We start from the raw sequence: 23,023 nt of genomic DNA on the forward strand, positions 1-23,023 counted from the left end.
GGGGCAACCTCTGCTGTCATGCGGAACTGGCACGGCGAGGGCATCTGGTACGGCGCCGACTACAACCCGGAGCAGTGGCCCGAGCAGACGTGGGCCGAGGACGTCGACCTCATGCGACGCGCCGGGGTCAACCTGGTCTCGGTCGGCATCTTCTCCTGGGCCCTGCTCGAACCCACCCCGGGGCGGTACGTCTTCGACTGGCTGGACCGGGCGATCGACCTGCTGCACGACGGCGGCATCAGCGTCGACCTGGCCACCGCCACCGCCAGCCCACCACCGTGGCTGGCACACCGGCACCCGGAGACGCTGCCCCGCCGGGCCGACGGCACGGTGCTCTGGCCCGGCGGCCGGCAGGCGTACTGCCCCAGCTCGCCGGTGTTCCGGGACCACTCGCTCGCCCTGGTCGAGGCCGTCGCCCGGCGATACGCGCGGCACCCCGCGGTCGTGCTCTGGCACGTCTCCAACGAACTCGGCTGCCACAACGTGCACTGCTACTGCGACGTCAGCGCCGAGGCGTTCCGCGGCTGGCTGCGCGAGCGCTACGGCGACCTGGACTCGCTCAACGCCGCCTGGGGCACCGCGTTCTGGAGCCAGCGCTACCACGACTGGGCCGAGATCAATCCGCCGCGTACCGCGCCGACGTTCGCCAACCCGACCCAGCAGCTGGACTTCCTGCGGTTCTCCTCCGACGAGCAGCGCGCCCAGCTGCGCGCCGAGCGGGAGCTGCTGAACCGGCTCGTCCCGCAGCCGGTCACCACGAACTTCATGATCGGCACCGGCATCAAGTACCTGGACTACCACTCCTGGGCCTCCGACGTGGACGTGGTCGCCAACGACCACTACCTCACCGCCGCCGAGCCGCAGCCGCAGGTCGACCTGGCGCTGGCCGCCGACCACACCCGGGGCGTCGCCGGCGGTGCGCCGTGGCTGCTGATGGAGCACTCCACCAGCGCGGTCAACTGGCAGCCCCGCAACGTGGCGAAGACGCCCGGCCAGATGCGCCGCAACAGCCTCGCCCACGTCGCGCGCGGCGCCGACGGGGTGCTGTTCTTCCAGTGGCGGGCCTCCCGGGCCGGCGCGGAGAAGTTCCACTCCGCGCTGGTGCCGCACGCCGGGCCGGACACCAAGGTGTTCCGCGAGGTCTGCCGGCTCGGCGCCGACCTGCGCGCGCTCGCCGAGGTACGCGGCAGCCGCGTCGACGCCGACGTGGCGATCCTGTTCGACTACGAGGCCTGGTGGGGCGCCGAACTCGACTCCCACCCCAGCGTCGACGTCACCTACACCGACCGGCTGTCCGCGCTGCACGCCGCGCTCTGGCGGGCCGGGGTCACCGCCGACGTGGTGCACCCGTCGGCCGACCTGTCCCGCTACCGGCTCGTCCTGGCGCCCACGCTCTACCTCGTCCGCGACGCCGACGCCGACGCGCTGCGCCGGTTCGTGGAGGCGGGCGGCACGGCTGTGGTCACCTACTTCAGCGGCATCGTCGACGAGCACGACCACATCCGGCTCGGCGGCTATCCCGGCGCGTTCCGCGACCTGCTCGGCGTACGCGTCGAGGAGTTCTTCCCGCTGCGGGCCGGCGAGACGGTACGCCTCGACGACGGTGCCCGCGCCGACGTGTGGACCGAGTGGCTGCACGCCGAGGGCGCGGACGTGCTGGCCGCGTACACCGACGGGCCCCTGCCCGGCGTGCCGGCGCTGACCCGCAACGCCGTCGGCGCGGGCGCCGCCTGGTACGTCGGCACTCGCCTCGACGACGAGGCCACCGACCGGCTGGTGGCCCGGCTGCTCGACGAGACGGGTGTCCGTCCGCCGGTGGGCGCGCCGCCCGGGGTGGAGGTGGTCCGCCGTCGCTCGGCGGACCGGAGTTGGCTGTTCGTGGTCAACCACACCACCGAGCCGGCCCGGCTGGCGGTCACCGGCACCGAGCTGCTCGGCGGCGCCCGGTGCGACGGCGAGCTGGAGGTGCCGGCGGGTGAGGTGGCGGTGGTCCGCGAGGAGCCCGCGCCGGTGCCCGCGACCGCCTGACCGGTACGTGGCCGTTCGCGCCGAGGAGGTCCCCCATGCTCGCCCAGCAACGGCAGAGCGCCATCCTGGAGTTGATCCGCCAGAGCGGCGGCGTCCGGGTCAGTCACCTGGTCAGCCGCTTCGGTGTGTCCGACATGACGATCCGCCGCGACCTGGAGGTGCTGGCCGACCGCGGCCTGATCGACAAGGTGCACGGCGGCGCGACGCTGGCCGGACCGGGCTCCACCGAGGAGCCCGGCTTCGCCGCCAAGTCGGTACGCCAGCAGGCCGAGAAACGCGCCATCGTGGAGCGGGCCGCCGGCCTGGTCGAGCCCGGCATGGCGGTGGCGCTGTCCGCCGGCACCACCACCGCCGCGCTGGCCGCCCGGCTGGCCGAGGTACGCGGGCTGACTGTGGTCACCAACTCGATCCCGGTGGCCGACGCGCTCTACCAGAATCCCCGCGCCGACCAGACGGTGGTGCTGACCGGCGGCATCCGTACCCCGTCGGACGCGCTGACCGGCCCGGTCGCCGAGGCGGCCATCGCCGCCCTCAACGTCGACCTTCTCTTCCTCGGCGTGCACGGGATGAGCCCGCGTACCGGATTCACCACGCCCAACCTGCTGGAGGCGGCGGTGAACCGCCGGCTGATCGGGTCCGCACGGCGGCTGGTGGTGCTCGCCGACCACACCAAGTGGGAGACCATCGGCATCGCCACCATCGCGCCGCTGGAGGAGGCCGACGTACTGATCACCGACGGCGGCCTGCCGCCGGAGGCCCGCCGGCAGCTCGGCGAGCAGGTCGGCGAGCTGGTGGTGGTACGCGCCGACTGAGGCCACGGCGTGCCTCACAGCCACTTTTCAGCCGGGCCGTTTAGGGTGCCCTGACGAAGCGTCCGACGGTCCATGTCGGAGTGCCGTTCAGCGGGAGTGACCGATGGTCTTCAAGAAGATGTTGAGCGCGTTCGGCGTGGGTGGCCCGAGTGTCGACACGGTGCTCACCAACCCGAACACCCGGCCCGGGCTGACCCTGGACGGTCACGTCAACCTGGTCGGCGGCGACAGCCCGGCGCGGATCGAGCAGATCAACCTCGGCCTGGTCACCCGCGTCGAGATCGAGGGTGGCGACCACGAGTACGCGGGCGTGATGGAGTTCCACCGGATGCCGGTCAGCGGCGCCTTCGAGCTGGCCCCCAAGCAGCAGCTCTCCATCCCGTTCCAGATGCCGGTGCCGTGGGAGACCCCGATCACCGACGTGTACGGCCAGCGCCTGCACGGCATGACGATGGGCCTGCGCACCGAGCTGGCGGTGGCCCGCGCCGTCGACAAGTCGGACCTGGACCAGGTGTCGGTGCACCCGCTGCCGATCCACGAGCGGATCCTGGAGGCGTGCCAGGCGCTCGGCTTCCGGTTCAAGCACGCCGACCTGGAGCGCGGCCACATCTACGGCGTGCCGCAGACGCTGCCGTTCTACCAGGAGATCGAGTTCTTCGCCGCGCCGCAGTACGCGCAGACGGTCACCGAGGTCGAGCTGACGTTCGTGACCAGCCAGCAGGGCGTCGAGGTGATCCTGGAGTGCGACAAGCGCGGCGGCTTCCTCAGCCCCGGGCACGACGTCATCGGCCGCTACTCGGTCCCGCACACCGACGCCACCCGTACCGACTGGGTGCAGGTCGTCGACGGCTGGCTGCGGGAGACCACCGGCCGTTACGGCAGCATGCGGGCCCAGGGCTTCGGCATGCCGCACGGCGGCCACGGCTACCCGGGTCACCACGGCTATGCCGGCCACGGGCGGCGCGGCCCGGGCATGGGCGGCGTGGTCGCGGGCGCCGCGCTGGGTGTCGCCGGCGGCATGATCGCCGGGGAGATGCTCGACGACGCGTTCGACGGCGGCGGCGACGACTTCGGGGACTTCGGCGAGGAGTGAGCGGACGCGACGACGCCCCCGGGACGGATCCCGGGGGCGTCGCCGTTCGCGCGGCGTACGGTCAACGTCCGCGGCGCTCCTTGCCGGAACGGCGCGCGCTGCCCGCCTTCGACAGGCCACGGCTGACCAGGTACGCGCCGGTCAGCGCGGTCAGGTACCACCACGCCTGGTTCGGGTTGTTGATGTTCAGGCCGTTGGTGGCGGCGCCTCGCCAGAACGCGGCGATCACGACGACCGCGACCGCTGCGGCGTACACCCAGAACTCGGTGGTCAGGAACGCCTGCTTCGTCTCCGTACCCGGGGACGGCATGTTCTCCCGGTGACCGTCGTGCATCGACGGCATGTGCCGGGTCGACGTGTCCTGCATGCTCGACCGGTTCTGGACGTCGGACATCGGCCGGTTCATCGGCCTGGTGGATGCAGCCTGCGTGCTCATCTGGTCCTCCTCAGGATTTGATGAGTCGTACCTGCACACCCTCGCCCCGCTACCGCAGGTCGGCCACGGCGCGGTTCGCGCTCTGTGGCGGGGGCACCCTGGGTCTACCCGGGGCCGGAGACAAGGTAACCGCCGGTCACCGTCGAATGGCCGCCGCGCTCGGCTCGCGGCCGGAACCGGACACCGGGGCGCACACCGGTCCTCCCGCCGCCGCTTCCGGTTTCAGCCACCCGCCCTCGGGCACGCACCACCGATACCCCGAGAGAGCTGCGAGGTGGTTGACGTGCGTGAGGACGACATGCGGCAGGACGCCGCCCGGCGGGCCGAGCAGCGGGTCGCCGGAGGCGTGTACGGCGAGGGCGCGCTGGACGAGGTCACCGTGCCGCAGACCGACGTGGAGCGGGTGCGGCAGGAACTCGACCCGGACGACCCGGCGGACGTACCCGTCGACCCGACGGTGCTGCGCGACGGCGGACCGACCCGGGGTCAGGGCGCGGTGACCACGACCGGTGGCACCGCGGGCCCGGCGAGTGTGCGCCGGCTGGCCCGCCAGCCCGAGAAGCACCCGGGCAAGGTGGCGCCCACGACGACCGGTGACGCCGGTACGGGTGGCCTGAGCACCCCGGCCGGCGGTTCCACGAGCGACAACTCGGCCACCGGTGCCCAGGTTGGCAACTTCACCAACAACCGCTCCAACCCGGGCTGACCGAGGCAGGGACGGCGGGACGGCCTCCGGCCGCCCCCACCATGCGCACCCCTGACTGCGCCACTTCGCCGAAGTGGCGCAGTCAGGGCGGCCATGTTGTGGCAACTTCCCCGATGTGGCGCACGCGACCACCACTCCGGCGCTGGCGTGTTCGCCGCACCCGATCCCGCCCTCTCTGGCCATGTGCTTTCCCCGGCTGGCGCTGGCGACGTCCCGCCACTTCGGGGAAGTGGTGTGGTGAGGGTGGCCGTGATGTAGCAACTTCCCCGATCTGGCGAACGGGCCGCAACTCCATGATCGCGGAGCGGAGCGACGGCGGAGAGGGGGCGGAGAGGGGGCGCAGCGGGACTTGAGGCAGCACGTGCTCGACCCCGTTGACCATGAAGTTGACGGCCGATTTGGAGATCCACATCGCCGCCAACTTCATGATCAACGGGGTGGGAGGGTGGGAGGGGGTGGGGGTTACGGGGTGCGGAGGATGCCCAGGCGCTGGGTGGCTCTTGTGAGGGCCACGTAGAGGTCGCTGTGGCCCCTCGGGGACTCGGAGACGATGCGGGCCGGGTCGACCACCAGCACCGAGTCGAACTCCAGGCCCTTTGCCTGCTCGGTGGTCAGCACCACGATCCGGTTCGCCAGCTCCGGCTGCTCGCCCACTGTCGCCTCCGGCAGTGCCGTCACCACCGCGCCGCCCAGCTCGGCCACCCGGCCGGTCGGCACCAGCACGCCGAGCCGCCCGTCACCGAGCGACGCGGCCTCCCGGGCCGTGGCCTCGACCAGCTCCGCCACCAGCCGGTCCGCCGGTACGGTCCGGTCCCACGGCGGTACGCCGGTGGCGCGTACCGAGCGGGGCGGCCGCAGCGCCGGATCGATAGCGGCCAGCACGTCGGCGGCGACCGCCATGATCTCGGCCGGGGTGCGGTAGCTGACCGTCAGCTCCTCCAGCCGCCACCGGTCCGCCACGTACGGCGCCAGCGCCTCGCCCCACGACGGCGTGCCCGCGAGCGCGCCGGTCTGCGCCACGTCACCGACGATCGTCATCGACCGGCTCGGGCAGCGGCGCATCAGCAGCCGCCACGCCATCGGCGACAGCTCCTGCGCCTCGTCCACGATGACGTGCCCGAACGCCCAGGTACGGTCGGCGGCGGCGCGCTGGGCGGTGGTGAGCCGGTCGGACTCCTCCTGCCGCTCGGAGAGCCGGTCGGCGTCGATCAGGTCGGTGACGCCGAGGATCTCACCGCCGTCGGCCTCGTCCTCGACGTCGATGGAGCGGGAGCCGCGCCAGATCTCCAGCACACCCTCGGCGTACTCGCGTTCCAGCGCCCGGATCCGCTCCCGGCGCGCCACGGCGGCGCGCTCGTCCTCGCCGAGCAGCTCGGCGGCCTCGTCCAGCAGCGGCACGTCGGCTGGTGTCCAGCCGCCGGGCTCGCGGTGCAGCGCGGCCCGCTCGGTATCGGTGAGCATCGGCGCGGCGGTGGCGATCCGCTCCGGCGAGGCGTACAGGTCGGCGAGCAGGCGCTGCGGGGTCAGTACCGGCCACAGCTCGTCCAGCGCGGCCCGGATCTCCGGCTCCTCGCGCAGCTCGCGGCGGATCTCCGCGCGGTCGGCCTCGGAGAGCAGGTTCTCCCCGCCCAGCGGGTCGGCGCCGATCCGCTCGGCCACCTGGTCGGCGAGCGCGTGCACGATCTCCACGTCGAACAGGGCCCGGGCCAGGTTGTGCGGGCGGCCGGTGCGGCGTACCCGGTCGCGGGCCTGCCGCACGGTCTCCGGGTCGAGCGTCAGCACCTCCCGTTGCGGCAGCTCGATGGTGACCGGCTCGTCGGGCACCCACTGCCGGTCGCGGACGGCGGCGGCGAGCACGTCGGCCAGCACCGCGCGGCCCTTGAGCGCCGCGGTGGTGGCCGGCTCCGCGCGGCGGGCGTGTACGCCGGGGAACAGGTCGGCCTGGGTACGCAGCAGCACGCCGGTCTCGGCCAGCGTGGGCAGCACCTGGGAGATGTAGCGCAGGAACGTGGCGTTCGGGCCGACCAGCAGCACGCCGCGGGTGGAGAGCTGCTGGCGGTGCGTGTAGAGCAGGTACGCGGCCCGGTGCAGCGCCACCGCCGTCTTGCCGGTGCCGGGCCCGCCCTGCACCACCATCACGCCGGGCAGGTCGGCGCGGATGATCCGGTCCTGCTCGGCCTGGATGGTCTCGACGATGTCGCGCATCCGGCCGGTACGCCCGGCGTTCAGCGCGGCGAGCAGCGACGCCTCGCCGGTCAGCTCCTCGTGCGCGGTGGGGGAGGCGGCGGCGATGTCCAGCACCTCGTCGTTGAGCCCGGTCACCTTGCGGTCGCGGGTGCGCAGGTGGCGCCGGCGGCGTACGCCCTGCGGGTTGGCGGCGGTGGCCAGGTAGAACGGGCGGGCGGCGGGGGCGCGCCAGTCCATCAGCAGCGGGTCGTAGTCGCCGGACGAGTCGAAGATCCCGATCCGGCCGATGTAGCGGACCGCGCCGTCGTCGCCGTCGAGGCGGCCGAAGCACAGGCCGCTCTCCACCGCGGAGAACTGCTCGACCTGGTCGGCGTACATCGCGACTGTCGAGTCGCGCTGCGAGCGGGCCTGCTGCGTGCCACCGGTGTGGCGCAACTCCTCGTCGAGCCGCCGGGCGGCCTGTTCCCGCATGCCGTCCAGCCGGTCGTACAGCATCGAGACGTATTCCTGTTCCCGGCCGATCTCGTCGTCCTGGCGCAGGTCAGCCGACACGTCGGAGTGCGTTGACAATCCGGCTCCTCATTGACTAGAATTGCCGCAGGAATGGCATTCAGAAGCCATTCCTTTTTTGTGCCTGAACTGAGAAAGATAGCGCGTCGGCAGCCACCCGACCAAGCCCGGACACGACTCGGGGCCCGGCCGGCGTCAGCCGACCGAGCCCCGGGCACGGCGATTCTCAGCCCTTTGCCGCCTCGTAGAGCCGCTCCGGCGTGACCAGACCGGCGATCACCCGGCCGTCGTCGGTCAGCAGCACGCTGAACAGCTTGCCGCTGAGCAGTCGGCCGCTGCCCCAGTCGCCGCTGACCTTCGGCAGGTCACCGAGCACGCCGGCCAGCATCTGGGCATCCGGCGCGTCCGCGCCGGGCTTCGCGCCGCCGCCGGTCGCCGCGTCGCCGATCTTGGCGACCACCACCGTGGTCCAGCCGGTGCCGACGGTACGGACGTCCGGCTTCTCGGCGTCCTTCTTCTCGAACCGCTCGCCGGCCGGTCCGGGCCGCTCGCCCTCGGTCGCCTCGGTGACCTTCACGCCGGGCGGCGGGTTGAACCGGAACTGGTCGGCCTCCGGCGTGCGGAAGTCGACCTGGGTGAACGCCACCTGGAACGCCGGCTCGTCCTGCCCGTCGGCGAGCACCTGCAGGCGCAGCGGCACGTGCTCCTTCGCGTCCAGCGCGATCCGGACCTGGTGGACCAGGGACGCCTTGTCGCGCGGCGTGAGCACCAGCTCGTACGCGTCCCGCCCGGCGACTGTGGCGGTGCGGCCGACGGTGACCGCGGTGGTCGGGTCGATCGCCTCCAGCGCCCGGTCCGCGGCGTCGGCCGGGGTGGCCGGCACGGTGGCCCGCTCCGGCGCGTCGGCCGGCAACTTCCGGTGCGTGGCGGTGTTCTCCCGGCTGTTCCAGGTCCAGACGTCGCGGCCGTTGCGCAGGATGTCCTGCTCGCCGAGCGTGTCGACGAGCGCGAGCCGCTGCCGGTCCTCGCCGCCGTACCAGACGCGCAGCGTGTGCGTACCGGAGACCAGGCCGGCCAGGTCGTTGCCGGTGGCCTGGCCGGCGAGCGCGGCGATCGGCGGCAGGCCCAGGTCGGCGCGCTGCACCACGGTGCCGGAGAGCCCGTCCAGGCGGGACGTGCGCAGGTCTTCCAGGAGCTGGGCGGCGCTGCGCGGCGGCAGCGCCGGGTCGGCGCCGGCGGCGAACGTGCCGACGGCGGCGCCACCGCCGATCACGGCGACCCCCGCGGTCACCGGGACCAGCCAGCGCAGCACGGCGCGGTTCTTCATCACTGACATAGTGTGCACCTCCTGCGCTCCATGCTGCGCGACCGTCGCTGTGACCACGCTGAGGAGATCCCCTACGGGTGAGCCCGTGGTGGCACCCTGGACCGGTGCGGTTGCTGGTGGTGGAGGACGAGACGCGGCTCGCGGCGGCGCTGCGCCGGGGCCTGTCGGCGGAGGGTTTCGTGGTCGACGTGGCGGTTACCGGCCCGGACGGGCTGGACGCTGCCCGGCACGGCGAGTACGACGCGATGATCCTCGACGTGATGCTGCCCGGCCTGTCCGGCTACGAGGTGGTGCGTCGGCTGCGCGCCGAGCAGCGCTGGCTGCCGGTGCTGATGCTGTCGGCCAAGGACGGGGAGTACGACCAGGCCGACGGCCTGGACTGCGGCGCCGACGACTACCTGACCAAGCCCTTCTCGTACGTGGTGCTGCTGGCCCGCCTGCGGGCGCTGCTGCGCCGTGGCGCGCCCCGGCGGCCGGCCGTGCTCACCGTCGGCGACCTGCGCCTGGACCCGGCCCGCCGCCGGGTCACCCGGGCCGACGTCGAGGTGGTGCTGACCAGCCGGGAGTACGCGCTGCTGGACTACCTGATGCGCCGCCCCGGCGAGGTGGTCTCCAAGACCGAGCTGCTGGACCACGTCTGGGACGCCTCTGTCGAAACCGCGCCGAACGCGGTGGAGGTCTACGTCGGCTACCTGCGGCGCAAGATCGGCCGGGAGCGGCTGGAGACGGTACGCGGCGCCGGTTACCGGCTGGCCACATGAGCCGGTGGATACGCGGCCCGCTGCCGCGCCTGGGCCTGCGCGCCCGGCTGCTCGCGCTGGGCGTGCTGGGCCTCGTGGTCGGGTTCGCGTTCGGCGGGGCGCTGCTGCTCGGCGCGCTGGGCTGGACGCTGCAACGCTCGGTCGACGAGGAGGCGCTGCGCACCGCCGACGCGGTCGCGTTGCTGACCGCCGAGGACGCGCTGCCGGACCCGCTGCCTGTCGCGGGCGGGCAGTTGCGGGTGCAGGTGGTCGACGCGCAGGGCCGGATCCGGGCCGCTTCGATCGACGCGGACCGCCTGGTGCCGATGCTGGGCCCGGACGAGCTGCGTCCCGGGCAGCGGCAGCGGCTGGTGGTGGACGGGCGGCGCGCCGGGATGCCCGGCCCGGTCCGGGTGGTCACGGTGCCGGCCGGCACGCCGCAGGAGCCGCGGACGGTGCTCGTCGCCAAGTCGCTCACCGACGTGCGGCACAGCCTGCACGTGGTCCGCAACCTGCTGCTCGTCGGCTTCCCGCTGCTGGTGGCGGGGCTCGGCGTGGTGGCCTGGCGGGTGGTGGGCGCGACGCTCCGGCCGGTCGAGCAGTTGCGCAGCGGCGCCGCCGAGATCACCGGCCGGGCCGGGGCGGAGCGGCTTCCCGTACCGGCGGGGCAGGACGAGATCCACCGGCTCGCGGTCACGCTCAACGACATGCTGGACCGGCTGGCCGCGTCCCGGGACCGGCAGCGGGCGTTCGTCGCCGACGCCGCGCACGAGCTGCGCAGCCCGCTGACGAACATGCGTACCGAGCTGGAGGTGGCCCGGCGTCTCGGCGACGACACGGACTGGCCGGCGGTCGCCGACGACCTGCTCGCCGACACCGAGCGGCTGAGCCGCCTGGTGGACGACCTGTTGCTGCTTGCCCGCCTCGACGAGCAGGACGCCCGGCCGTCCCCGGTGGGCCCGGTGGAGCTGGGGGAGCTGTTGCGTACGGTGGCCGCCCGCTATCCGTCGCCGCCGCTGCGCCTGACGCCGCCCGACGCGCCCCGGTGGGTCGAGGGCGACGCGGGGGAGCTGCGCCGGGTGCTGGTGAACCTGGTGGACAACGCGCTGCGGCACGCGTACACCGGTGTCGATCTGGCGGTGAGCGGGCCGGACGGTGCGTACCACCTGATCACGGTGACCGACGACGGTCCGGGCATCCCGGCGGCGGACCGGGAGCGGGTGTTCGCCCGGTTCACCCGGCTCGACGACGCGCGGGCCCGCGACGCGGGCGGCGCCGGTCTGGGCCTGGCCATCGTGCGCGAGCTGGTGCGCCGGGCCGGCGGCACGGTGGAACTCGCCGACGCGACGCCCGGCGCCGCCGCGCCGGGGCTGCGCGCGACGGTACGGCTGCCCGTGCTGGCCGAGCCCGAGCCGGAGTGAGCGGTCATCGGCGTTTCGTGCAGACCGGCCCGGTGCGGGCGACGCTGTCGGTGGACCAGACCAGCGCCACTGTGAAGCAGTAGTCGGTGGTGCGGTCGAGCCCGTAGGCGATGTAGTCGGCCGACCCGGCGGGCAGCGTCGCGAACGTGCCCTGCGGCTGCCCGGCCCGGCCCCCGGCGACCACCACCGGTCCTTCCGCGCCGGCCGGGTACGTCCAGCTCAGCACGATGCTGTCGCGCCGGTCGGTGAGGGTGAGCCGTCCGGGCGGCGTGCCGGGCTCGGCGGCGGCGGGGGTGGACGGCGCGGGAGCGGCGGAGGTCGCCGGCGGCGCGCTGGAGGCCGGCGGCGGGGTGCCGCGGCCGTCGTCGACCCGGGACACGCCGGCGATCACCGCGATGGTGCCGAGCAGCAGCGCCACCGCCACGCCGAGCACCACGAGCGGCAGCCAGGGACGGGCGCGCCGCTCGGCCGCGGGTGGCCGGGGCACGTGCACCGGCAGGTAGCGCGACGGCGGCTCGGGCGGTGGCGGCGGCACGCGGCGTACCCCGTCGGGCTGGTCGTCGGCGAGCCCGACCACAGTGGGCGGCAGCGGGTCCGCGCCCGGTCGCCACGGTTGCTCGGCCGGCTCGTCGGGCGGCCACGGGTAGTCGTCGAACGCGTCGCCGTCGGCCTCCGGCGCGGTACGCGGTGTCGGCACGTGCGCTGTCTCGGCGGCCCGGCCGGGCGGGTGGTAGAGCGGCGTCTCGACCGGCTCGTCGAGCGCGGGCGGGCTGTAGGGCGGCAGGTCGTGCGGGCCCTCGGTGGCCGGGGGAACCCGGGCGGCGGGCACCACGGGCGTGGTCCGGGCGGGCGGCGGCTCGGGCGGCGGAGCGGCGGGCGCGGGGCAGACGTGGTCCGGGTCGGCGGCGGCGCGGGCCAGCCCGGCCACCTGGGCGGCGAGTGGGTCGTCGAAGTCCAGGTGCAGGCGGCACAGCTCCTCGGCGAGCGTCAGGTGCTCGTGCGAGTCGGCGTACCGGCCGCAGTCGCGTTCCATCGCGCCGAGCTTCGCCAGCATCTTGATGCCGCTGGGGTGGCCGTCGCCGTACACCTCCCGGTGCAGCTCCCAGGCGTCCTGCAACCGGTCGCGGGCCACCTCGCACTGGCCGCGCGCGTACTCCACGGTGGCCAGATCGGCGTGCGCGGCGAGCACCTGCTGCGACTCCGGGCCGTTGCGGGCGGTCAGCTCGATGATGACGTCGGAGTAGAGCCGGGCGGCCCGGGCGTCGCTGCCGACCCGGTGCAGCACCGCGGCGAGCGTCGCGGCGGCGGTGACGGTGCGCTCGTCGGAGCGGCCGTACAGCCGGGTGGCGGCCGCGTACGCGAACGCGGCCCAGCCGCGGGCGGAGTGCGGCTCGCCGAGCGCGACGAGCACCTTGGCCTGGAGCCCGGCCGCCTCGGCCAGCTCGGGGGAGGCGTTGCCGGGTCGGGGATCGGCGTCGCTGAGCGCGTCGGCGAGCAGCCGGTGCGCGCCGTCGAGGTCGCCTTCGGACACCAGATGGTGCGCCTGGACGGTCAGGTCAGCGAAGCCGGAGGACACGCCCCATCGTGCTCGTCCGGCGACGGTATGTACAAGACCCGGAGTGGATCAGTTTGGTCCCGAATCCGTCAGGTGGTCGGCGAGCGTCTCGCTGATCCGGCGGAGCTGGTCGACCTGGGCCGGGCTGAGCGCGTCGAACAGGTGCCGGCGTACCCCCTCGACGTGGCCGGGCGCGGCGGCGGCCAGGGTGGCGAAGCCCTCGTCGGTGAGCACGGCGACCTGCCCGCGCCGGTCGGTGGGGCAGCCCTCCCGGCGGATCCACCCGGACGCCTCCAGCCGCGCGGCGGCGTGCGAGAGCCGGCTGCGCGACGAGCCGGTCAGCTCGGCCAGCTCGCTCATCCGCAGCCGCCGGTCGGGGGCCTCGGAGAGGCGGACCAGGATTTCGTAGTACGCGTGCGGCATGCCCGCGTCGCGTTGCAGCTCGCGGTCGAGCGTCTCCATGAGCCCTCGGGAGGCGGTCAGGAAGGCCCGCCAGGTCCGCTGCTCGTCGGGGTCCAGCCACCGGGTCATGGCGCCCATCATACCGTCGATAGTTGAACGCTCAACAAAACCGGGGTACGGTCGGTGACATGGGCATCCACCGACTCAACCACGCCGTCCTCTACGTCAGTGACCTGGAACGCAGCGTCGCCTTCTACGGCGACGTGCTGGGCTTCCGCCGGGTGCCGATGACGCCCGAGGGCTTCCGCGGCGCCGCGTTCCTCCAGGCGCCCGACTCCACGAACGACCACGACCTCGGCCTGTTCGAGATCGGCGCGGCGGCCGGGGCGTCCCAGGCCGGCCGGGCCACCGTCGGCCTCTACCACCTGGCCTGGGAGCTGGACACGCTCGACGAGCTGGCCGCCACCGCCGAACGGCTCTCCACCGCCGGAGCGCTGGTCGGCGCGTCCGATCACGGCACCACCAAGAGCCTCTACGGCCGCGACCCGGACGGGCTGGAGTTCGAGATCGTCTGGATCGTCCCGGCCGACCTGCTCGACGACGCCGCGCTCGCCGCGCGTACCCGCATCGGGCGGCTCGACCTGGACCGCGAGCGGCAGCGCTACGGCGGGCAGACCCGCGGCGGCGTGGGCATCTCCGTGCCGGTCTGAGCGGGGTTCGCGGCCGGGCCCGCCGCGCCGTGCGGTAGAAACGGCACCATGCCGACCGACGCCGTCCTGCGCGAGCTGCTCGTCCGCCAGCTCGACCACTGGCTCCCCGCCGCGCTGCACCGGGCGCGGCGGGCCACGCTCGCGCTCGCGTACGCCGGGGGAGACGCCACCGGCGCGGAGGATGCGCTGCGGGTGGTGGCCGAGTTCGCCGACCGGCTGCGCGGGCGGCGGCTGACCGTGCTGGTGGTCGCCGACGACGGCACCGACCTGCCGGTACGCCTCGGCGCCGCCGAGGCCACCCTGCCCGCCGACGTCGCCGTGCACCTGGTGCCCGGCGGCCCGGACCGGCTGCCGGTGGCGCTCAAGGCCGCAGGTGCGGCCGGCGCGCCGCTGCTCGTCGTGGCCGACGGCGCCGACCCGGACCCGGCCCTGCTCGCCGCCGCCGCGTCCGGGCGCCCGGCCGAGCTGCTGCTCGTCACCACGCCCGGACGGTCGCTGCGGCCGGCGCTCACCGGTGCCGGGTTCCCGCTCGTCACCGAGGTCGAGCTGGTGCCCGACGGGGACGGCCCGGCGCGGCTGCTCGGCTACGCCACCGGCTCCGACAGGGGGCTGGAGGCGGTCAAGGACGCGCTCTGGGCGGTCGACGAGTACGCCGGCGTGCGCTACCGCGACCCGGCCGATCCGCAGGGCCGCCTGCTCGACATCTCGCTCGATCCCGAGCCCGGCCCGCTGCGCCGGGAACTGCTGGCCGAGCTGGCCCGCTCCGGCCCGCAGACGGTCACCGATCTGCGCCGCTTCGCCACCACGGCGACTGTCTACCGGGCCGCCGACGCCAACCGGGCGCTCGCCTCGCTGCTCGCCTCGGGCGCGGTGACCCGCGACCCGGAGCACGGCCGGCTCGGCGGGGACGTGTCGATCAGCGTCGTCCCGAGCGCTGGGTCATCTGCTTGACCACTATCGACGCCCCGGTGGCGACCACGCCGATGCTGAACACCATCTGCGCGCACACCGCCACCCGGGCGATCTGACCCTGGGCGTGCACGTCGCCGTAGCCGACAGTGGTGAGCGTCGCGAGCGCGAAGTAGAGCGCGTCGACCCGGGTGCGCAGGCCGACGAACTCGCCGGGCCGGGTGTTCGCCACCACGTAGTCGCCGAGCGCGAAGACCAGCAGCCCGGCGATCAGCGCGACCGCGAGCCGGGTCAGCGCCCGGTCCTCGTCCCGGCCGGTCGGCTGGTCCTTGACGAGCTGGCGGCGGACCTGGCCGGTGACCAGGAACGCGATCACTGCCACCAGGACCAGCGTGCCGGCCGAGCGCAGGACCAGCCGCAGGCCGTTCGGGTCGGCCTCGACCGGCACCAGGAAGTAGCCGACGAGCATGAGCAGGCAGGCCGCCACGGCCCGCCGTCGTATCCGCCGCAGCAACAGGTCCGCCATGTGGCGATTCTCCGGCCACCGCAACGCCGTGACGGGCGGAACCGCGATCCCGGCCGCAGACGACGAGCGGGGTGCCGGCGAATCGCCGGCACCCCGCTCGTCGCCTGGAAGGTCAGGCCTTGTCCTGCTTCCACGACAGCGGCCCCGGAAGGTCCACGCGGTGGGCGCGGGTGTTCGAGTTCCAGGACCAGCGGCCGATCTTGATGCTCCACGACGAGAAGCCGTTCTGGGTGAAGTGGAGGATCAGCGGCCCGTACTTCTTACGCTTGCGGAACTGGACGCCCATCGGGGGTGCCTCCTTCGTCTCCCTGCCTCTGCAGTCGTCTGCATGCCTTCGCGGCATCGAACATGCCCGGATCGACGATTCGCGAAACCCTGCCCGATCCGCTCTGGACGGTGGGACCGGCGCCCGGCAGAATCTCTATCCAACGGGTAGGTGTTAAGGAGTAGTAAATGCTGGTGGATACGCGCTGTAACAAAGCCAGCGATGAAAGTCTCACTGACTGGAAGGGCGTTGACCGGCGCCGTGAGTGGTCGGCAGCATGAGTGCCGGGTCGCCCCGCATCGCCTCCCTCATCCGGGGGTACCGAGAGAGAACACAGCGCCGCCGCTGCTACCCCTGGACTGGAGGCTCTCGTGGACCACGTGCATGCACCGTCACGTCGTGAGCTGGTGGCGTCGTGACCACCGTGGACCGGCCCGGTGCCACCACCGTCGAGCTGCGCCCGGTCGACGTCGACTCGTTCCGCGGCCTGCTGCGCCGCCAGGCGTCCACAGTCACCGTGGTCACCACCCCCGGCCTGCGCGGCAACCGGATGCGGCCGGACCTGCCGCCGGCCGGTTTCACCGCCACCTCGTTCACGTCGGTGTCGCTCGACCCGCCGCTGGTCTCGGTCTGCCTGGGCCACGCGTCGTCGAGCTGGCCCACAGTCGAGCAGGCCGAGCACGTCGCCGTGCACCTGCTCGCCTCCGGCCAGCAGGAGATCGCCCAGATCTTCGCCACCAGCGGCATCGACAGGTTCAGCGCCCACCCGGGCTGGACCACCGGGCCGTTCGGCGTGCCACTGATCGGCGACGCGCTCGCCGTGCTGCTGTGCCGGGTGGTCCGCCGAATCGAGGCGGGCGACCACACCATCCTGCTCGGCGAACCGCTCGCGCTCGGCGCGGGCGAGGACGGCGATCCGCTGCTGCACCACCGGGGCACCTACACCACCACGCTCGGCGACTGGCCCGAGGCGTGGTGACCACCGCCGCCGAGGAGCTGATCGCGCTCGACCGGGCCGCCCAGGACCTGCTGTTCCGGGCGGCCCGCACCGCAAACGCGTTCACCGACGAGCCGGTCGCCGACGAGCACGTCCGCGCCGTCCACGACCTGATCCGGTACGGCCCGACCGCGATGAACGCCCAGCCGCTGCGGGTGCTGCTGCTGCGCTCCGCGGCGGCCCGGGCGCGGCTGCTGCCGTACGTCAGCGCCGGCAACCGGGACAAGACGGCCTCCGCGCCGCTGACCGCTGTGCTCGCCGCCGACGTGGACTGGCACGACCGGCTGCCCGAGCTGTTCCCGCACCGCCCCGGCGCCCGCGACTGGTTCACCGGCGACCCGGCCGGCCGGGAGGCGCAGGCCCGGTTCAACGCCGCGCTCCAGATCGGCTACCTGCTGGTCGGTGTCCGCGCCGCCGGGCTGGCCGCCGGACCGATGGCCGGGTTCGACGCCGCAGGCGTGGAACGGGAGTTCTTCCCCGGCGGGCGGCACCGGGTGCTGCTGCTGATGAACATCGGCCGCCCGGCGCCGGACGCCTGGCGGGAACGGCTGCCGCGCCTGCCCTACGAGGAGGTGGTCGACACGCTGTGAGTCAGCGCGGCTCCCACGCGTCCGGCTGGGCGGTCAGCTTGCGTACGTGGGCCGGCAGCCGGCCGCTGACCAGCTCGTCCAGGCTCACCTCGTCGACCACGCGGCGCACCGAGGCGCGGACCGCCACCCAAAGCCGGGGCAGGTTCTCCGCCGCCCCCTCGTACTGCGTCTCCTCGGGGCGCAGCCCGCGTACCCCGGCGAGCGGACCGTCGACGGCGCGCAACACGTGCCCGATGGTGATCTCGCGCGGCGGCCGGGCCAGCGTGTAGCCGCCCTCGGCGCCGCGCTGGGCCCGGACGACCCCGGCCCGGCGCAGGTCGGCCAGGACCGCCTCGAGGAACTTGCGCGGCATGTCCTGCTCCGCCGCGATGGCCTGGGTGGACAGCAGGGTGGGGTACGCGGTGGCCAGGCTCAGGGCTGCCCGGACCGCGTAGTCGCCGCGCGCGGAGATCTGCACAGTGCCATCATGCCTGGCCGGTGGGTGCGGGGGAGTCGGCGGGCGGCCGGGGTCGCACCAGACGGACTGGCAGCGGCCGATCCCGGTTGGCCCGGAACGTGCCCGGGCTCACCCCGACCTCCCGGGTGAAGAAGCGGCCGAAGTTCGTCGGCTCGGGAAAACCCAGGTCCCGGCCGATCCGGGCGATCGACTCGTCGGTGGCGGCCAGCAGCCGGCACGCCTGCAACGCGACCCGCTCGTCGATGACCTGCTTGGCGCTGTGGCCGGTCACCGCCAGGCAGGCCCGGGTCAGCGTACGCACCGAACAGCCCAGCTGGGCGGCGTAGTCCTCCACCCGGCGGGTGTGCCGGTAGCCGCGTTCCACCTCGCGGCACAGCCGCCGGAACGTGTCGGTCTCGGCCCGCGGCGCGGCACCGTTCTCCGGATGCGGCAGCAGGCTCAGCCGCAGCAGCAGCACCGCGAGCTGGTGACGCAGCAGCGCCGCGGCGGGCGGCACCATCGCGTGCCGTTCGGCGTCCACCGCGAGCTGACTCACCTCGCTGATCACCGCGTCCTCGTCCTCGCCGGCGAGCTGACGGTGGGCGGGCACCGCCTCCGGATCGACGTCGAGGCCGGCCAGCGCGTCCGGCCGCCAGCTCACCACTGTCGCGTCGAGCTGCGCGCCGACGAACCGCAGCGCCTGGCCGGGACGGGCGCGCAGCAGCGTGCCCGGACGGCAGGGGACCGGACGGAAGTCCAGCTCGGCGGTGCCGTGCCCGTGGGTGACCAGGATCAGCAGATCACGGTCGAGCAGGACCGGGCGGGGCCAGCCGGGCTCGGCGGCGAGGTCGCCGAGCACACCGGTGACGATCTCGTCGGTGCCGGGGCGGAGCTCCGGCAGGCCGGTGCGGGTGGCCGGGGAGGGCTGACCGGTAGTGACCATCATCCCGACGGTAACCGGAGCGCCCGCACGTTGCATCTCGACGGTTTCACCCGCTCGGGCCGCTCTTGTCGGCACCCGAGCCGGACGGTTAGGTTACCGATCGGTAAGACCCTGGGGCCGGTGTGCGTCGTGCACCCGGCCGACGCGGCCCCGGCCGACCGGCCCGCGGCCGGGCGACGGCGATGGGATGGGCATGACGGATCTGTTCTCGGTCGACGGCAAGACGGTCCTGGTGACCGGCGGCTCACGCGGCATCGGGCTGATGATCGCGCGGGGCTTCGTCCGGGCCGGCGCGAAGGTGATCATCTCCTCGCGCAAGGCCGACGTGTGCGAGTCGGTCGCCAAGGAACTGTCCGCCGAGGGCCACTGCGAGGCGATCCCGGCCGACCTGGGCAGCGACGCGGGCGCGCTGGCGCTCGCCGAGGCCGTGCGGGAGCGCCATGACCGGCTGCACGTGCTCGTCAACAACGCGGGCGCCACCTGGGGCGCGCCACTGGAGGAGTACCCGGAGGGCGCCTTCGACAAGCTCTGGGCGGTCAACGTCAAGGCCGTCTTCCGGCTGACCACCGCGCTGCTGCCGCAACTGCGCGCCGCGGCGGGCGCCGACGACCCGGCCCGCGTGATCAACATCGGGTCGATCGACGGCATCCGGGTGCCGTGGATGGAGGTGTACGCGTACTCCGCCACCAAGGCAGCGGTGCACATGCTCACCCGCGGCCTCGCCCACCAGCTCGCCGGCGAGCAGATCACCGTCAACGCGATCGCGCCCGGACCGTTCGAGAGCAAGATGATGGCGTTCGCGCTGGACGACCCCGAGTCGCGCGCGGCCATCGAACAGCAGGTGCCGCTGGGCCGGATCGGCCGCCCCGAGGACATGGCGGGCACCGCGATCTACCTGGCGTCCCGAGCGGGCGCGTACCTGACCGGAGCGGTCATCCCGGTCGACGGCGGGATCACCACGCGCGGCTGACGCGTACCCCCGGTTGCAGACGGCCCGGGGCCGCGCGGACTCGGCAGATCCGCGCGGCCCCGGGTGTCGCCGTGTCAGCGACCGGCCAGCAGCCGGTTCACCGCGGTGTCGACGTCCAGGTGCTCGGCCTCGCGGCCGCGCGGGACGACGACGTAGGTCCGGCGCAGGAAGCGCACCAGCACGCTGCGCGGAACCTCGAACAGGGCGTTGCCGTCCGGCGACGACAGCGCCAGCGCGACGAAGTCGCCGCGCGGGGTGGCCCACGGCCAGACCCGCACATCACCGATGCCGGCCGGTTCGTCGAGCCCGGTGACCAGCAGTTCGCGTGCGAACGACCAGCTCACCGCCTCGCCGCCGGCGGACTCGGCGTGGAACAGGACATGGACCGCATACGGGTCAGCAGGGTCGTAACGCAGGCTGGCACGCACCGGCAAGGCGGTGGCGTCAGGCGCGACGAGCCTTAGCGACGTCTCGACCTCTACGGTCGTCGGTCGGATGACACTCATGGACGTTCTCCCCCCGGCACCGCTGCGGAACGCGCGTGTCCCGCTTTTCCCATACTCAGGTGCTGCTCCTGGCTACGCTCCGCCATACGCTGACTTCACCCAGTGGTGGGAAGGGGTTCCGAAAGCCCCCGGGACCGCGTGGCCCCGCGTAGAATTTCCGGTTCCGCCCACTCCGTCGTTCCGCCCGGCAACGGGTGGTTCAGTCGTCGACTTACTCCGGTAACGTCCAGTCGTGAGCAGGGGTGACGGTCCCGCGCGACACTGGGGGTGGAAATGGTCACGAGGGGCTCCTCGGTGACGTCGCGGGCCACGGCCGAATCGCCGAAAGGTGCGGCCCGAGCAGCCAAAAGTCGGGGGTACGAGGTGCCGGTGGAAGGGCGGTCGCAAGGCGCTCTCATGGAGCAGCGCCGGCGGCGAAGGGGCTGGCGGCTGCGCCTGCACACCACGCTCGACCTGATCCGCGCCAACCCCACCGGCCGCGTCGCCCTGAAGATCTTCATCGGCATCCTCGGCGCCATCGTCGTCACAGTCGGCATCGCGCTGATCCCGCTACCAGGGCCCGGCTGGCTGCTGGTCATCGCCGGCCTCGGCGTCTGGGCGGTCGAGTTCCACTGGGCGCGACGGCTGCTCGCGTTCACCCGCCGGCACGTCAACTCCTGGACGCGCTGGGTGAAGATGCGGTCGCTGGGTGTGCGGTTCGTGCTCGGCGCGGTCGGGCTCGCGTTCGTGTCCGTGGTGGTGTGGCTGTCGCTCAAGTACAGCTTCGGCATCGACGTGGTGGCGGAGGCGCTGCACTACCTCGCGACGCACTGAGGCCCGGTTTTTGGTCCGGGCGGGTGATCGGGTAGAGTCATGCGCGCTGAGGGCGATTAGCTCAGCGGGAGAGCGCTTCGTTCACACCGAAGAGGTCACTGGTTCGATCCCAGTATCGCCCACCATGAATATAGGCAGGTAGGAAGCCCGTCACCGGGATCACCGGTAACGGGCTTCTCCGCTGTTGCCCCTTAAGTTGGGAGCAGATTGGGAGCACGGCGCTCCCGCCCTTGGTTGGCCTGGCATTCCCAAGGCCCTGGGCGGACGTTCATCGGCGTGCTGCGGCTCGGACCGTCGGTTGGCAAAGTCCACTTGCGACCGGCCTGATCGCATCTCCCGCCGCCCGCAGCAACTTGAGTTCCACCAGCAGGCCTGCTCGACCTATGGGTTCGACGGCCGAGCCAGCATTCATGCCCAGGAACGCTCGCTCCGGCGGCCTTGCTAGGGGTTGTGCCGGGTATCTTGCCCCCTTGTGCCGCCCAGAATTGGGATGCTGTCTAGCTGATCTTGACGGAGGTCTTTGGCGATGATGCCTGCCGGTCGATCTCGGTCCGCCGTGCAGGTAAGCACCTCGGTGGGGGTGATCGCAAGATCGACGTTGAAGTCGTGGCTTGCGTGGGGGAGTTCCTCGTCGAGGAGTTGGATCTGGTGGATGGTGGTGGCGATGGCGGTGCCCTTGGACACGAGTCCAGCCTCGGTGAGGAGCGCGATCTCTAGGTCGGAGTAGCCGGCGCCCTTGCCGACTCGTACGCCGTTTCGCCGGCTGACGGCGACGCTGCCGCAGACGATCAGGTCCACCGGGCGCATGTCGTCGGGGCCGATTGTAGGGGCGACGTCCGGTGCGCCGGTGCTGGTGACGGCAGCCTCGAACGGAGCGGTCAGAACGGTCGGGTCGAGCAGGTAGAAGGGCTTCGGCGTGGCGAGTCGCGGGACCGCCACGTAGAGCAGCTTGCCCTCTTGAAGAGCGCGTACTCGTACGGGCAGTTGGGCCCGGTCGGGATTGCACTTGATGACCCGTGCCTGCTTCCAGACATCCAGCTCGGCGAGTCGGGCAGCGGCGTCTTCTTTGCCGGTGAAGTCAGGGATGTGACCGTGAACGCCGATGGGTGCGGCGCCTTCGCGTTCAAGGAGATCCCAGACCCGTCGCCGAACGGACTGCTTGGCATCGCCAATGCTGGTCACGCTGCTCCTCCTACCGGGTCATGAGGGTGAACAGTCGGTCGTTGACGTCCTCGACCGAGGGCAGGTCGCGCCAGGGACGCAGTTGACGGGCTGCGGCGAAGGCGAGGTTGAGACCACCGCCGGCGCGGGTCCGCTCGATGACCTCGATGGTCTGGCGCAGGTGGGACGTGGCTGCATCGACGTCACGATGAAGGATGCTGGCAAGGGCAAGATTGCCGAGGACAACGGCGGTCGACTTGCGGCGTGCGGCGATGAGTTGCCGAGCCTCCTCTAAAGGCTGTGATGGCGTCGGCCGGCTTGCTCAGCGACAGCCAGCAAGACCCCGCGAGTCGCGCGTGATGGCTGGGACAGAAAAGGGCAGCGGCTGGATCTCGACGATCTATCGAAGCGAAGTGATCTTCAGCGATGCCAAGGGCATCGAAGCAGTCCCGGGCCTGGCCAAGCATCGCGTGCGCCTCGGCACGGTGCAGTTGGGCGAGGCCCGTGATCACATGGCTGTCGTTGCGGCTTACGGCGGCGGCGCGCGCCGTCAATCCAACGCCAGCGGTCGGCTGCTTGGTGCCGTATAGAGCGAGGTAGCTCTTGCGAAGCAGCGCGTTGGCCTCGGTATGCCCTTCCCCTCGTAGCGTGGAGGCCAGAGCTTGAGGGATAGAGGTTCATGGCTGAGATGAGACGCCAGTTCGATCCGGAGTTCCGGGCGGGCGCGGTGCGCATCGTGCGTGAGACGGGTAAGTCGATCGCGCAGGTCGCCCGTGACCTGGGGATTAACAGCGGGACCCTGGCCAACTGGGTGAAGAGGGACCGCGAGACTCGCGGTGAGGCCGCTGCCGGGAAGTTGGCCGAGGACGAGCGGGCGGAGCTGGCCCGGTTGCGGCGGGAGAATGCCGAGCTGGCGATGGAGCGTGATGTTCTCAAGCGATCGGTGGTCCTGTGGGTCAAGGAAGCGACGGGCCGGTGAG

General features: G+C 72.9%; 26 protein-coding genes and 1 tRNA gene. 16 read left to right on the top strand and 11 right to left on the bottom strand.

Annotated elements, in window-relative coordinates; translation table 11 throughout:
* Nucleotides 1–18 precede the first annotated feature (18 nt).
* The 3 genes from O7611_RS06740 (at nucleotide 19) to O7611_RS06750 (ending at nucleotide 3,933) form a co-directional block, all read left to right on the top strand.
* On the top strand, nucleotides 19–2,028 hold the full coding sequence (locus O7611_RS06740; protein WP_194802588.1) for a beta-galactosidase: 2,010 nt from the start codon (nucleotides 19–21) through the stop codon (nucleotides 2,026–2,028).
* A 35-nt stretch (nucleotides 2,029–2,063) separates the two neighbouring features.
* Nucleotides 2,064–2,840: a DeoR/GlpR family DNA-binding transcription regulator gene (locus O7611_RS06745; RefSeq protein ID WP_194802589.1), complete on the top strand. Its 777-nt coding sequence runs from the start codon at nucleotides 2,064–2,066 to the stop codon at nucleotides 2,838–2,840.
* A gap of 103 nt (nucleotides 2,841–2,943) precedes the next feature.
* Nucleotides 2,944–3,933 (top strand): sporulation protein, encoded by a 990-nt coding sequence (locus O7611_RS06750; RefSeq protein WP_194802590.1) that lies wholly within the window; start codon nucleotides 2,944–2,946, stop codon nucleotides 3,931–3,933.
* Nucleotides 3,934–3,994: 61 nt separating this feature from the next.
* Here the strand turns inward: O7611_RS06750 and O7611_RS06755 are convergent, their stop codons facing one another.
* Nucleotides 3,995–4,369: a hypothetical protein gene (locus O7611_RS06755; protein WP_036343163.1), complete on the bottom strand. Its 375-nt coding sequence runs from the start codon at nucleotides 4,367–4,369 to the stop codon at nucleotides 3,995–3,997.
* A gap of 283 nt (nucleotides 4,370–4,652) precedes the next feature.
* On the opposite strand from O7611_RS06755, the gene O7611_RS06760 reads away from it, so the two are divergent.
* Complete coding sequence (locus O7611_RS06760; protein WP_269696402.1) at nucleotides 4,653–5,075, top strand: hypothetical protein; 423 nt, start codon at nucleotides 4,653–4,655, stop codon at nucleotides 5,073–5,075.
* A 462-nt stretch (nucleotides 5,076–5,537) separates the two neighbouring features.
* Here the strand turns inward: O7611_RS06760 and O7611_RS06765 are convergent, their stop codons facing one another.
* Together O7611_RS06765 and O7611_RS06770 are read right to left on the bottom strand one after the other, a co-directional pair.
* Nucleotides 5,538–7,757: a HelD family protein gene (locus O7611_RS06765; protein WP_269698057.1), complete on the bottom strand. Its 2,220-nt coding sequence runs from the start codon at nucleotides 7,755–7,757 to the stop codon at nucleotides 5,538–5,540.
* A 241-nt stretch (nucleotides 7,758–7,998) separates the two neighbouring features.
* Nucleotides 7,999–9,108 carry a LolA family protein gene (locus tag O7611_RS06770; RefSeq protein WP_269696403.1) on the bottom strand — a complete coding sequence of 370 codons (1,110 nt, stop codon included), beginning with the start codon at nucleotides 9,106–9,108 and terminating at the stop codon, nucleotides 7,999–8,001.
* 95 nt (nucleotides 9,109–9,203) lie between these two features.
* Between O7611_RS06770 and O7611_RS06775 the strand changes: the two genes are divergently transcribed.
* Together O7611_RS06775 and O7611_RS06780 are read left to right on the top strand one after the other, a co-directional pair.
* Complete coding sequence (locus tag O7611_RS06775; protein ID WP_269696404.1) at nucleotides 9,204–9,860, top strand: response regulator transcription factor; 657 nt, start codon at nucleotides 9,204–9,206, stop codon at nucleotides 9,858–9,860.
* Nucleotides 9,857–11,260 (top strand): sensor histidine kinase, encoded by a 1,404-nt coding sequence (locus tag O7611_RS06780; protein WP_194802595.1) that lies wholly within the window; start codon nucleotides 9,857–9,859, stop codon nucleotides 11,258–11,260. The genes O7611_RS06775 and O7611_RS06780 overlap by 4 nt, the downstream gene beginning before the upstream one ends.
* Before the next feature lie 4 nt (nucleotides 11,261–11,264).
* Here O7611_RS06780 and O7611_RS06785 read toward each other — a convergent pair whose 3' ends face one another.
* Together O7611_RS06785 and O7611_RS06790 are read right to left on the bottom strand one after the other, a co-directional pair.
* Nucleotides 11,265–12,836 (bottom strand): tetratricopeptide repeat protein, encoded by a 1,572-nt coding sequence (locus O7611_RS06785; RefSeq protein ID WP_194802596.1) that lies wholly within the window; start codon nucleotides 12,834–12,836, stop codon nucleotides 11,265–11,267.
* Between the two features lie 48 nt (nucleotides 12,837–12,884).
* On the bottom strand, nucleotides 12,885–13,355 hold the full coding sequence (locus O7611_RS06790; RefSeq protein ID WP_194802597.1) for a MarR family winged helix-turn-helix transcriptional regulator: 471 nt from the start codon (nucleotides 13,353–13,355) through the stop codon (nucleotides 12,885–12,887).
* A gap of 50 nt (nucleotides 13,356–13,405) precedes the next feature.
* On the opposite strand from O7611_RS06790, the gene O7611_RS06795 reads away from it, so the two are divergent.
* Nucleotides 13,406–13,927 (top strand): VOC family protein, encoded by a 522-nt coding sequence (locus O7611_RS06795; RefSeq protein ID WP_194802598.1) that lies wholly within the window; start codon nucleotides 13,406–13,408, stop codon nucleotides 13,925–13,927.
* Between the two features lie 48 nt (nucleotides 13,928–13,975).
* Nucleotides 13,976–14,878, top strand: a complete 903-nt coding sequence (locus O7611_RS06800; RefSeq protein ID WP_194802599.1) for a hypothetical protein — start codon at nucleotides 13,976–13,978, stop codon at nucleotides 14,876–14,878.
* Here O7611_RS06800 and O7611_RS06805 read toward each other — a convergent pair.
* Both O7611_RS06805 and O7611_RS06810 read right to left on the bottom strand, forming a co-directional pair.
* On the bottom strand, nucleotides 14,844–15,362 hold the full coding sequence (locus tag O7611_RS06805) for a potassium channel family protein (RefSeq protein WP_194802600.1): 519 nt from the start codon (nucleotides 15,360–15,362) through the stop codon (nucleotides 14,844–14,846). The two genes, O7611_RS06800 and O7611_RS06805, sit on opposite strands and share 35 nt — an antisense overlap.
* Before the next feature lie 112 nt (nucleotides 15,363–15,474).
* The gene (locus O7611_RS06810) at nucleotides 15,475–15,648 is read right to left on the bottom strand and encodes a DUF4236 domain-containing protein (protein ID WP_064498970.1); all 174 of its coding nucleotides are present in this window, start codon (nucleotides 15,646–15,648) and stop codon (nucleotides 15,475–15,477) included.
* 394 nt (nucleotides 15,649–16,042) lie between these two features.
* Here O7611_RS06810 and O7611_RS06815 point away from each other — a divergent pair, with 394 nt between their 5' ends.
* Entirely contained in the window at nucleotides 16,043–16,606 is a 564-nt protein-coding gene (locus tag O7611_RS06815; protein ID WP_194802601.1) for a flavin reductase family protein, read from the top strand.
* Entirely contained in the window at nucleotides 16,603–17,214 is a 612-nt protein-coding gene (locus O7611_RS06820; protein ID WP_269696405.1) for a malonic semialdehyde reductase, read from the top strand. The genes O7611_RS06815 and O7611_RS06820 overlap by 4 nt, the downstream gene beginning before the upstream one ends.
* 1 nt (nucleotide 17,215) lies before the next feature.
* On the opposite strand, the gene O7611_RS06825 is transcribed toward O7611_RS06820, so the two are convergent.
* The gene (locus tag O7611_RS06825; RefSeq protein ID WP_104114498.1) at nucleotides 17,216–17,671 is read right to left on the bottom strand and encodes an RrF2 family transcriptional regulator; all 456 of its coding nucleotides are present in this window, start codon (nucleotides 17,669–17,671) and stop codon (nucleotides 17,216–17,218) included.
* 7 nt (nucleotides 17,672–17,678) lie between these two features.
* Nucleotides 17,679–18,596 carry a helix-turn-helix transcriptional regulator gene (locus O7611_RS06830; RefSeq protein ID WP_269696406.1) on the bottom strand — a complete coding sequence of 306 codons (918 nt, stop codon included), beginning with the start codon at nucleotides 18,594–18,596 and terminating at the stop codon, nucleotides 17,679–17,681.
* 190 nt (nucleotides 18,597–18,786) lie between these two features.
* On the opposite strand from O7611_RS06830, the gene O7611_RS06835 reads away from it, so the two are divergent.
* A complete protein-coding gene (locus tag O7611_RS06835; RefSeq protein WP_091427952.1) occupies nucleotides 18,787–19,563 on the top strand; it encodes a glucose 1-dehydrogenase in 777 nt (258 codons plus the stop codon).
* Nucleotides 19,564–19,637: 74 nt separating this feature from the next.
* On the opposite strand, the gene O7611_RS06840 is transcribed toward O7611_RS06835, so the two are convergent.
* Nucleotides 19,638–20,069, bottom strand: a complete 432-nt coding sequence (locus O7611_RS06840) for an SsgA family sporulation/cell division regulator (RefSeq protein ID WP_007457244.1) — start codon at nucleotides 20,067–20,069, stop codon at nucleotides 19,638–19,640.
* Between the two features lie 273 nt (nucleotides 20,070–20,342).
* Between O7611_RS06840 and O7611_RS06845 the strand changes: the two genes are divergently transcribed.
* Both O7611_RS06845 and O7611_RS06850 read left to right on the top strand, forming a co-directional pair.
* Nucleotides 20,343–20,882, top strand: coding sequence for a TIGR02611 family protein (locus tag O7611_RS06845; RefSeq protein WP_269696407.1), 540 nt, complete (start codon nucleotides 20,343–20,345; stop codon nucleotides 20,880–20,882).
* 50 nt (nucleotides 20,883–20,932) lie between these two features.
* Nucleotides 20,933–21,007, top strand: a tRNA-Val gene (locus O7611_RS06850).
* 316 nt (nucleotides 21,008–21,323) lie between these two features.
* On the opposite strand, the gene O7611_RS06855 is transcribed toward O7611_RS06850, so the two are convergent.
* Nucleotides 21,324–22,064: a 5-formyltetrahydrofolate cyclo-ligase gene (locus O7611_RS06855; RefSeq protein WP_051611175.1), complete on the bottom strand. Its 741-nt coding sequence runs from the start codon at nucleotides 22,062–22,064 to the stop codon at nucleotides 21,324–21,326.
* Here O7611_RS06855 and O7611_RS06860 point away from each other — a divergent pair.
* The 3 genes from O7611_RS06860 to O7611_RS06870 all read left to right on the top strand — a co-directional run bounded on the left by O7611_RS06860 (nucleotide 22,054) and on the right by O7611_RS06870 (nucleotide 23,022).
* Nucleotides 22,054–22,338 carry a hypothetical protein gene (locus O7611_RS06860; RefSeq protein WP_043325511.1) on the top strand — a complete coding sequence of 95 codons (285 nt, stop codon included), beginning with the start codon at nucleotides 22,054–22,056 and terminating at the stop codon, nucleotides 22,336–22,338. The genes O7611_RS06855 and O7611_RS06860 overlap by 11 nt on opposite strands.
* Before the next feature lie 64 nt (nucleotides 22,339–22,402).
* Complete coding sequence (locus tag O7611_RS06865; protein WP_140946609.1) at nucleotides 22,403–22,633, top strand: hypothetical protein; 231 nt, start codon at nucleotides 22,403–22,405, stop codon at nucleotides 22,631–22,633.
* A gap of 89 nt (nucleotides 22,634–22,722) precedes the next feature.
* On the top strand, nucleotides 22,723–23,022 hold the full coding sequence (locus O7611_RS06870) for a transposase (RefSeq protein ID WP_043325510.1): 300 nt from the start codon (nucleotides 22,723–22,725) through the stop codon (nucleotides 23,020–23,022).
* Nucleotide 23,023: the final 1 nt, after the last annotated feature.

Source organism: Micromonospora sp. WMMC273 (assembly GCF_027460285.1).
Lineage (GTDB): Bacteria > Actinomycetota > Actinomycetes > Mycobacteriales > Micromonosporaceae > Micromonospora > Micromonospora aurantiaca.

What these genes read in the sequence shown, in the direction of transcription:
- O7611_RS06800 (WP_194802599.1), top strand. Translation starts at nt 13,976, where the DNA reads ATGCCGACCGACGCCGTCCTGCGCGAGCTGCTCGTCCGCCAGCTCGAC.
- O7611_RS06765 (WP_269698057.1), bottom strand. Translation starts at nt 7,757, where the DNA reads ATGCTGTACGACCGGCTGGACGGCATGCGGGAACAGGCCGCCCGGCGG.
- O7611_RS06830 (WP_269696406.1), bottom strand. Translation starts at nt 18,596, where the DNA reads ATGATGGTCACTACCGGTCAGCCCTCCCCGGCCACCCGCACCGGCCTG.
- O7611_RS06845 (WP_269696407.1), top strand. Translation starts at nt 20,343, where the DNA reads ATGGTCACGAGGGGCTCCTCGGTGACGTCGCGGGCCACGGCCGAATCG.
- O7611_RS06750 (WP_194802590.1), top strand. Translation starts at nt 2,944, where the DNA reads ATGGTCTTCAAGAAGATGTTGAGCGCGTTCGGCGTGGGTGGCCCGAGT.
- O7611_RS06860 (WP_043325511.1), top strand. Translation starts at nt 22,054, where the DNA reads ATGCTGGTCACGCTGCTCCTCCTACCGGGTCATGAGGGTGAACAGTCG.
- O7611_RS06865 (WP_140946609.1), top strand. Translation starts at nt 22,403, where the DNA reads ATGGCTGGGACAGAAAAGGGCAGCGGCTGGATCTCGACGATCTATCGA.
- O7611_RS06840 (WP_007457244.1), bottom strand. Translation starts at nt 20,069, where the DNA reads ATGAGTGTCATCCGACCGACGACCGTAGAGGTCGAGACGTCGCTAAGG.
- O7611_RS06755 (WP_036343163.1), bottom strand. Translation starts at nt 4,369, where the DNA reads ATGAGCACGCAGGCTGCATCCACCAGGCCGATGAACCGGCCGATGTCC.
- O7611_RS06805 (WP_194802600.1), bottom strand. Translation starts at nt 15,362, where the DNA reads ATGGCGGACCTGTTGCTGCGGCGGATACGACGGCGGGCCGTGGCGGCC.
- O7611_RS06745 (WP_194802589.1), top strand. Translation starts at nt 2,064, where the DNA reads ATGCTCGCCCAGCAACGGCAGAGCGCCATCCTGGAGTTGATCCGCCAG.
- O7611_RS06780 (WP_194802595.1), top strand. Translation starts at nt 9,857, where the DNA reads ATGAGCCGGTGGATACGCGGCCCGCTGCCGCGCCTGGGCCTGCGCGCC.
- O7611_RS06810 (WP_064498970.1), bottom strand. Translation starts at nt 15,648, where the DNA reads ATGGGCGTCCAGTTCCGCAAGCGTAAGAAGTACGGGCCGCTGATCCTC.
- O7611_RS06740 (WP_194802588.1), top strand. Translation starts at nt 19, where the DNA reads ATGCGGAACTGGCACGGCGAGGGCATCTGGTACGGCGCCGACTACAAC.
- O7611_RS06790 (WP_194802597.1), bottom strand. Translation starts at nt 13,355, where the DNA reads ATGGGCGCCATGACCCGGTGGCTGGACCCCGACGAGCAGCGGACCTGG.
- O7611_RS06795 (WP_194802598.1), top strand. Translation starts at nt 13,406, where the DNA reads ATGGGCATCCACCGACTCAACCACGCCGTCCTCTACGTCAGTGACCTG.
- O7611_RS06770 (WP_269696403.1), bottom strand. Translation starts at nt 9,108, where the DNA reads ATGTCAGTGATGAAGAACCGCGCCGTGCTGCGCTGGCTGGTCCCGGTG.
- O7611_RS06835 (WP_091427952.1), top strand. Translation starts at nt 18,787, where the DNA reads ATGACGGATCTGTTCTCGGTCGACGGCAAGACGGTCCTGGTGACCGGC.
- O7611_RS06870 (WP_043325510.1), top strand. Translation starts at nt 22,723, where the DNA reads ATGGCTGAGATGAGACGCCAGTTCGATCCGGAGTTCCGGGCGGGCGCG.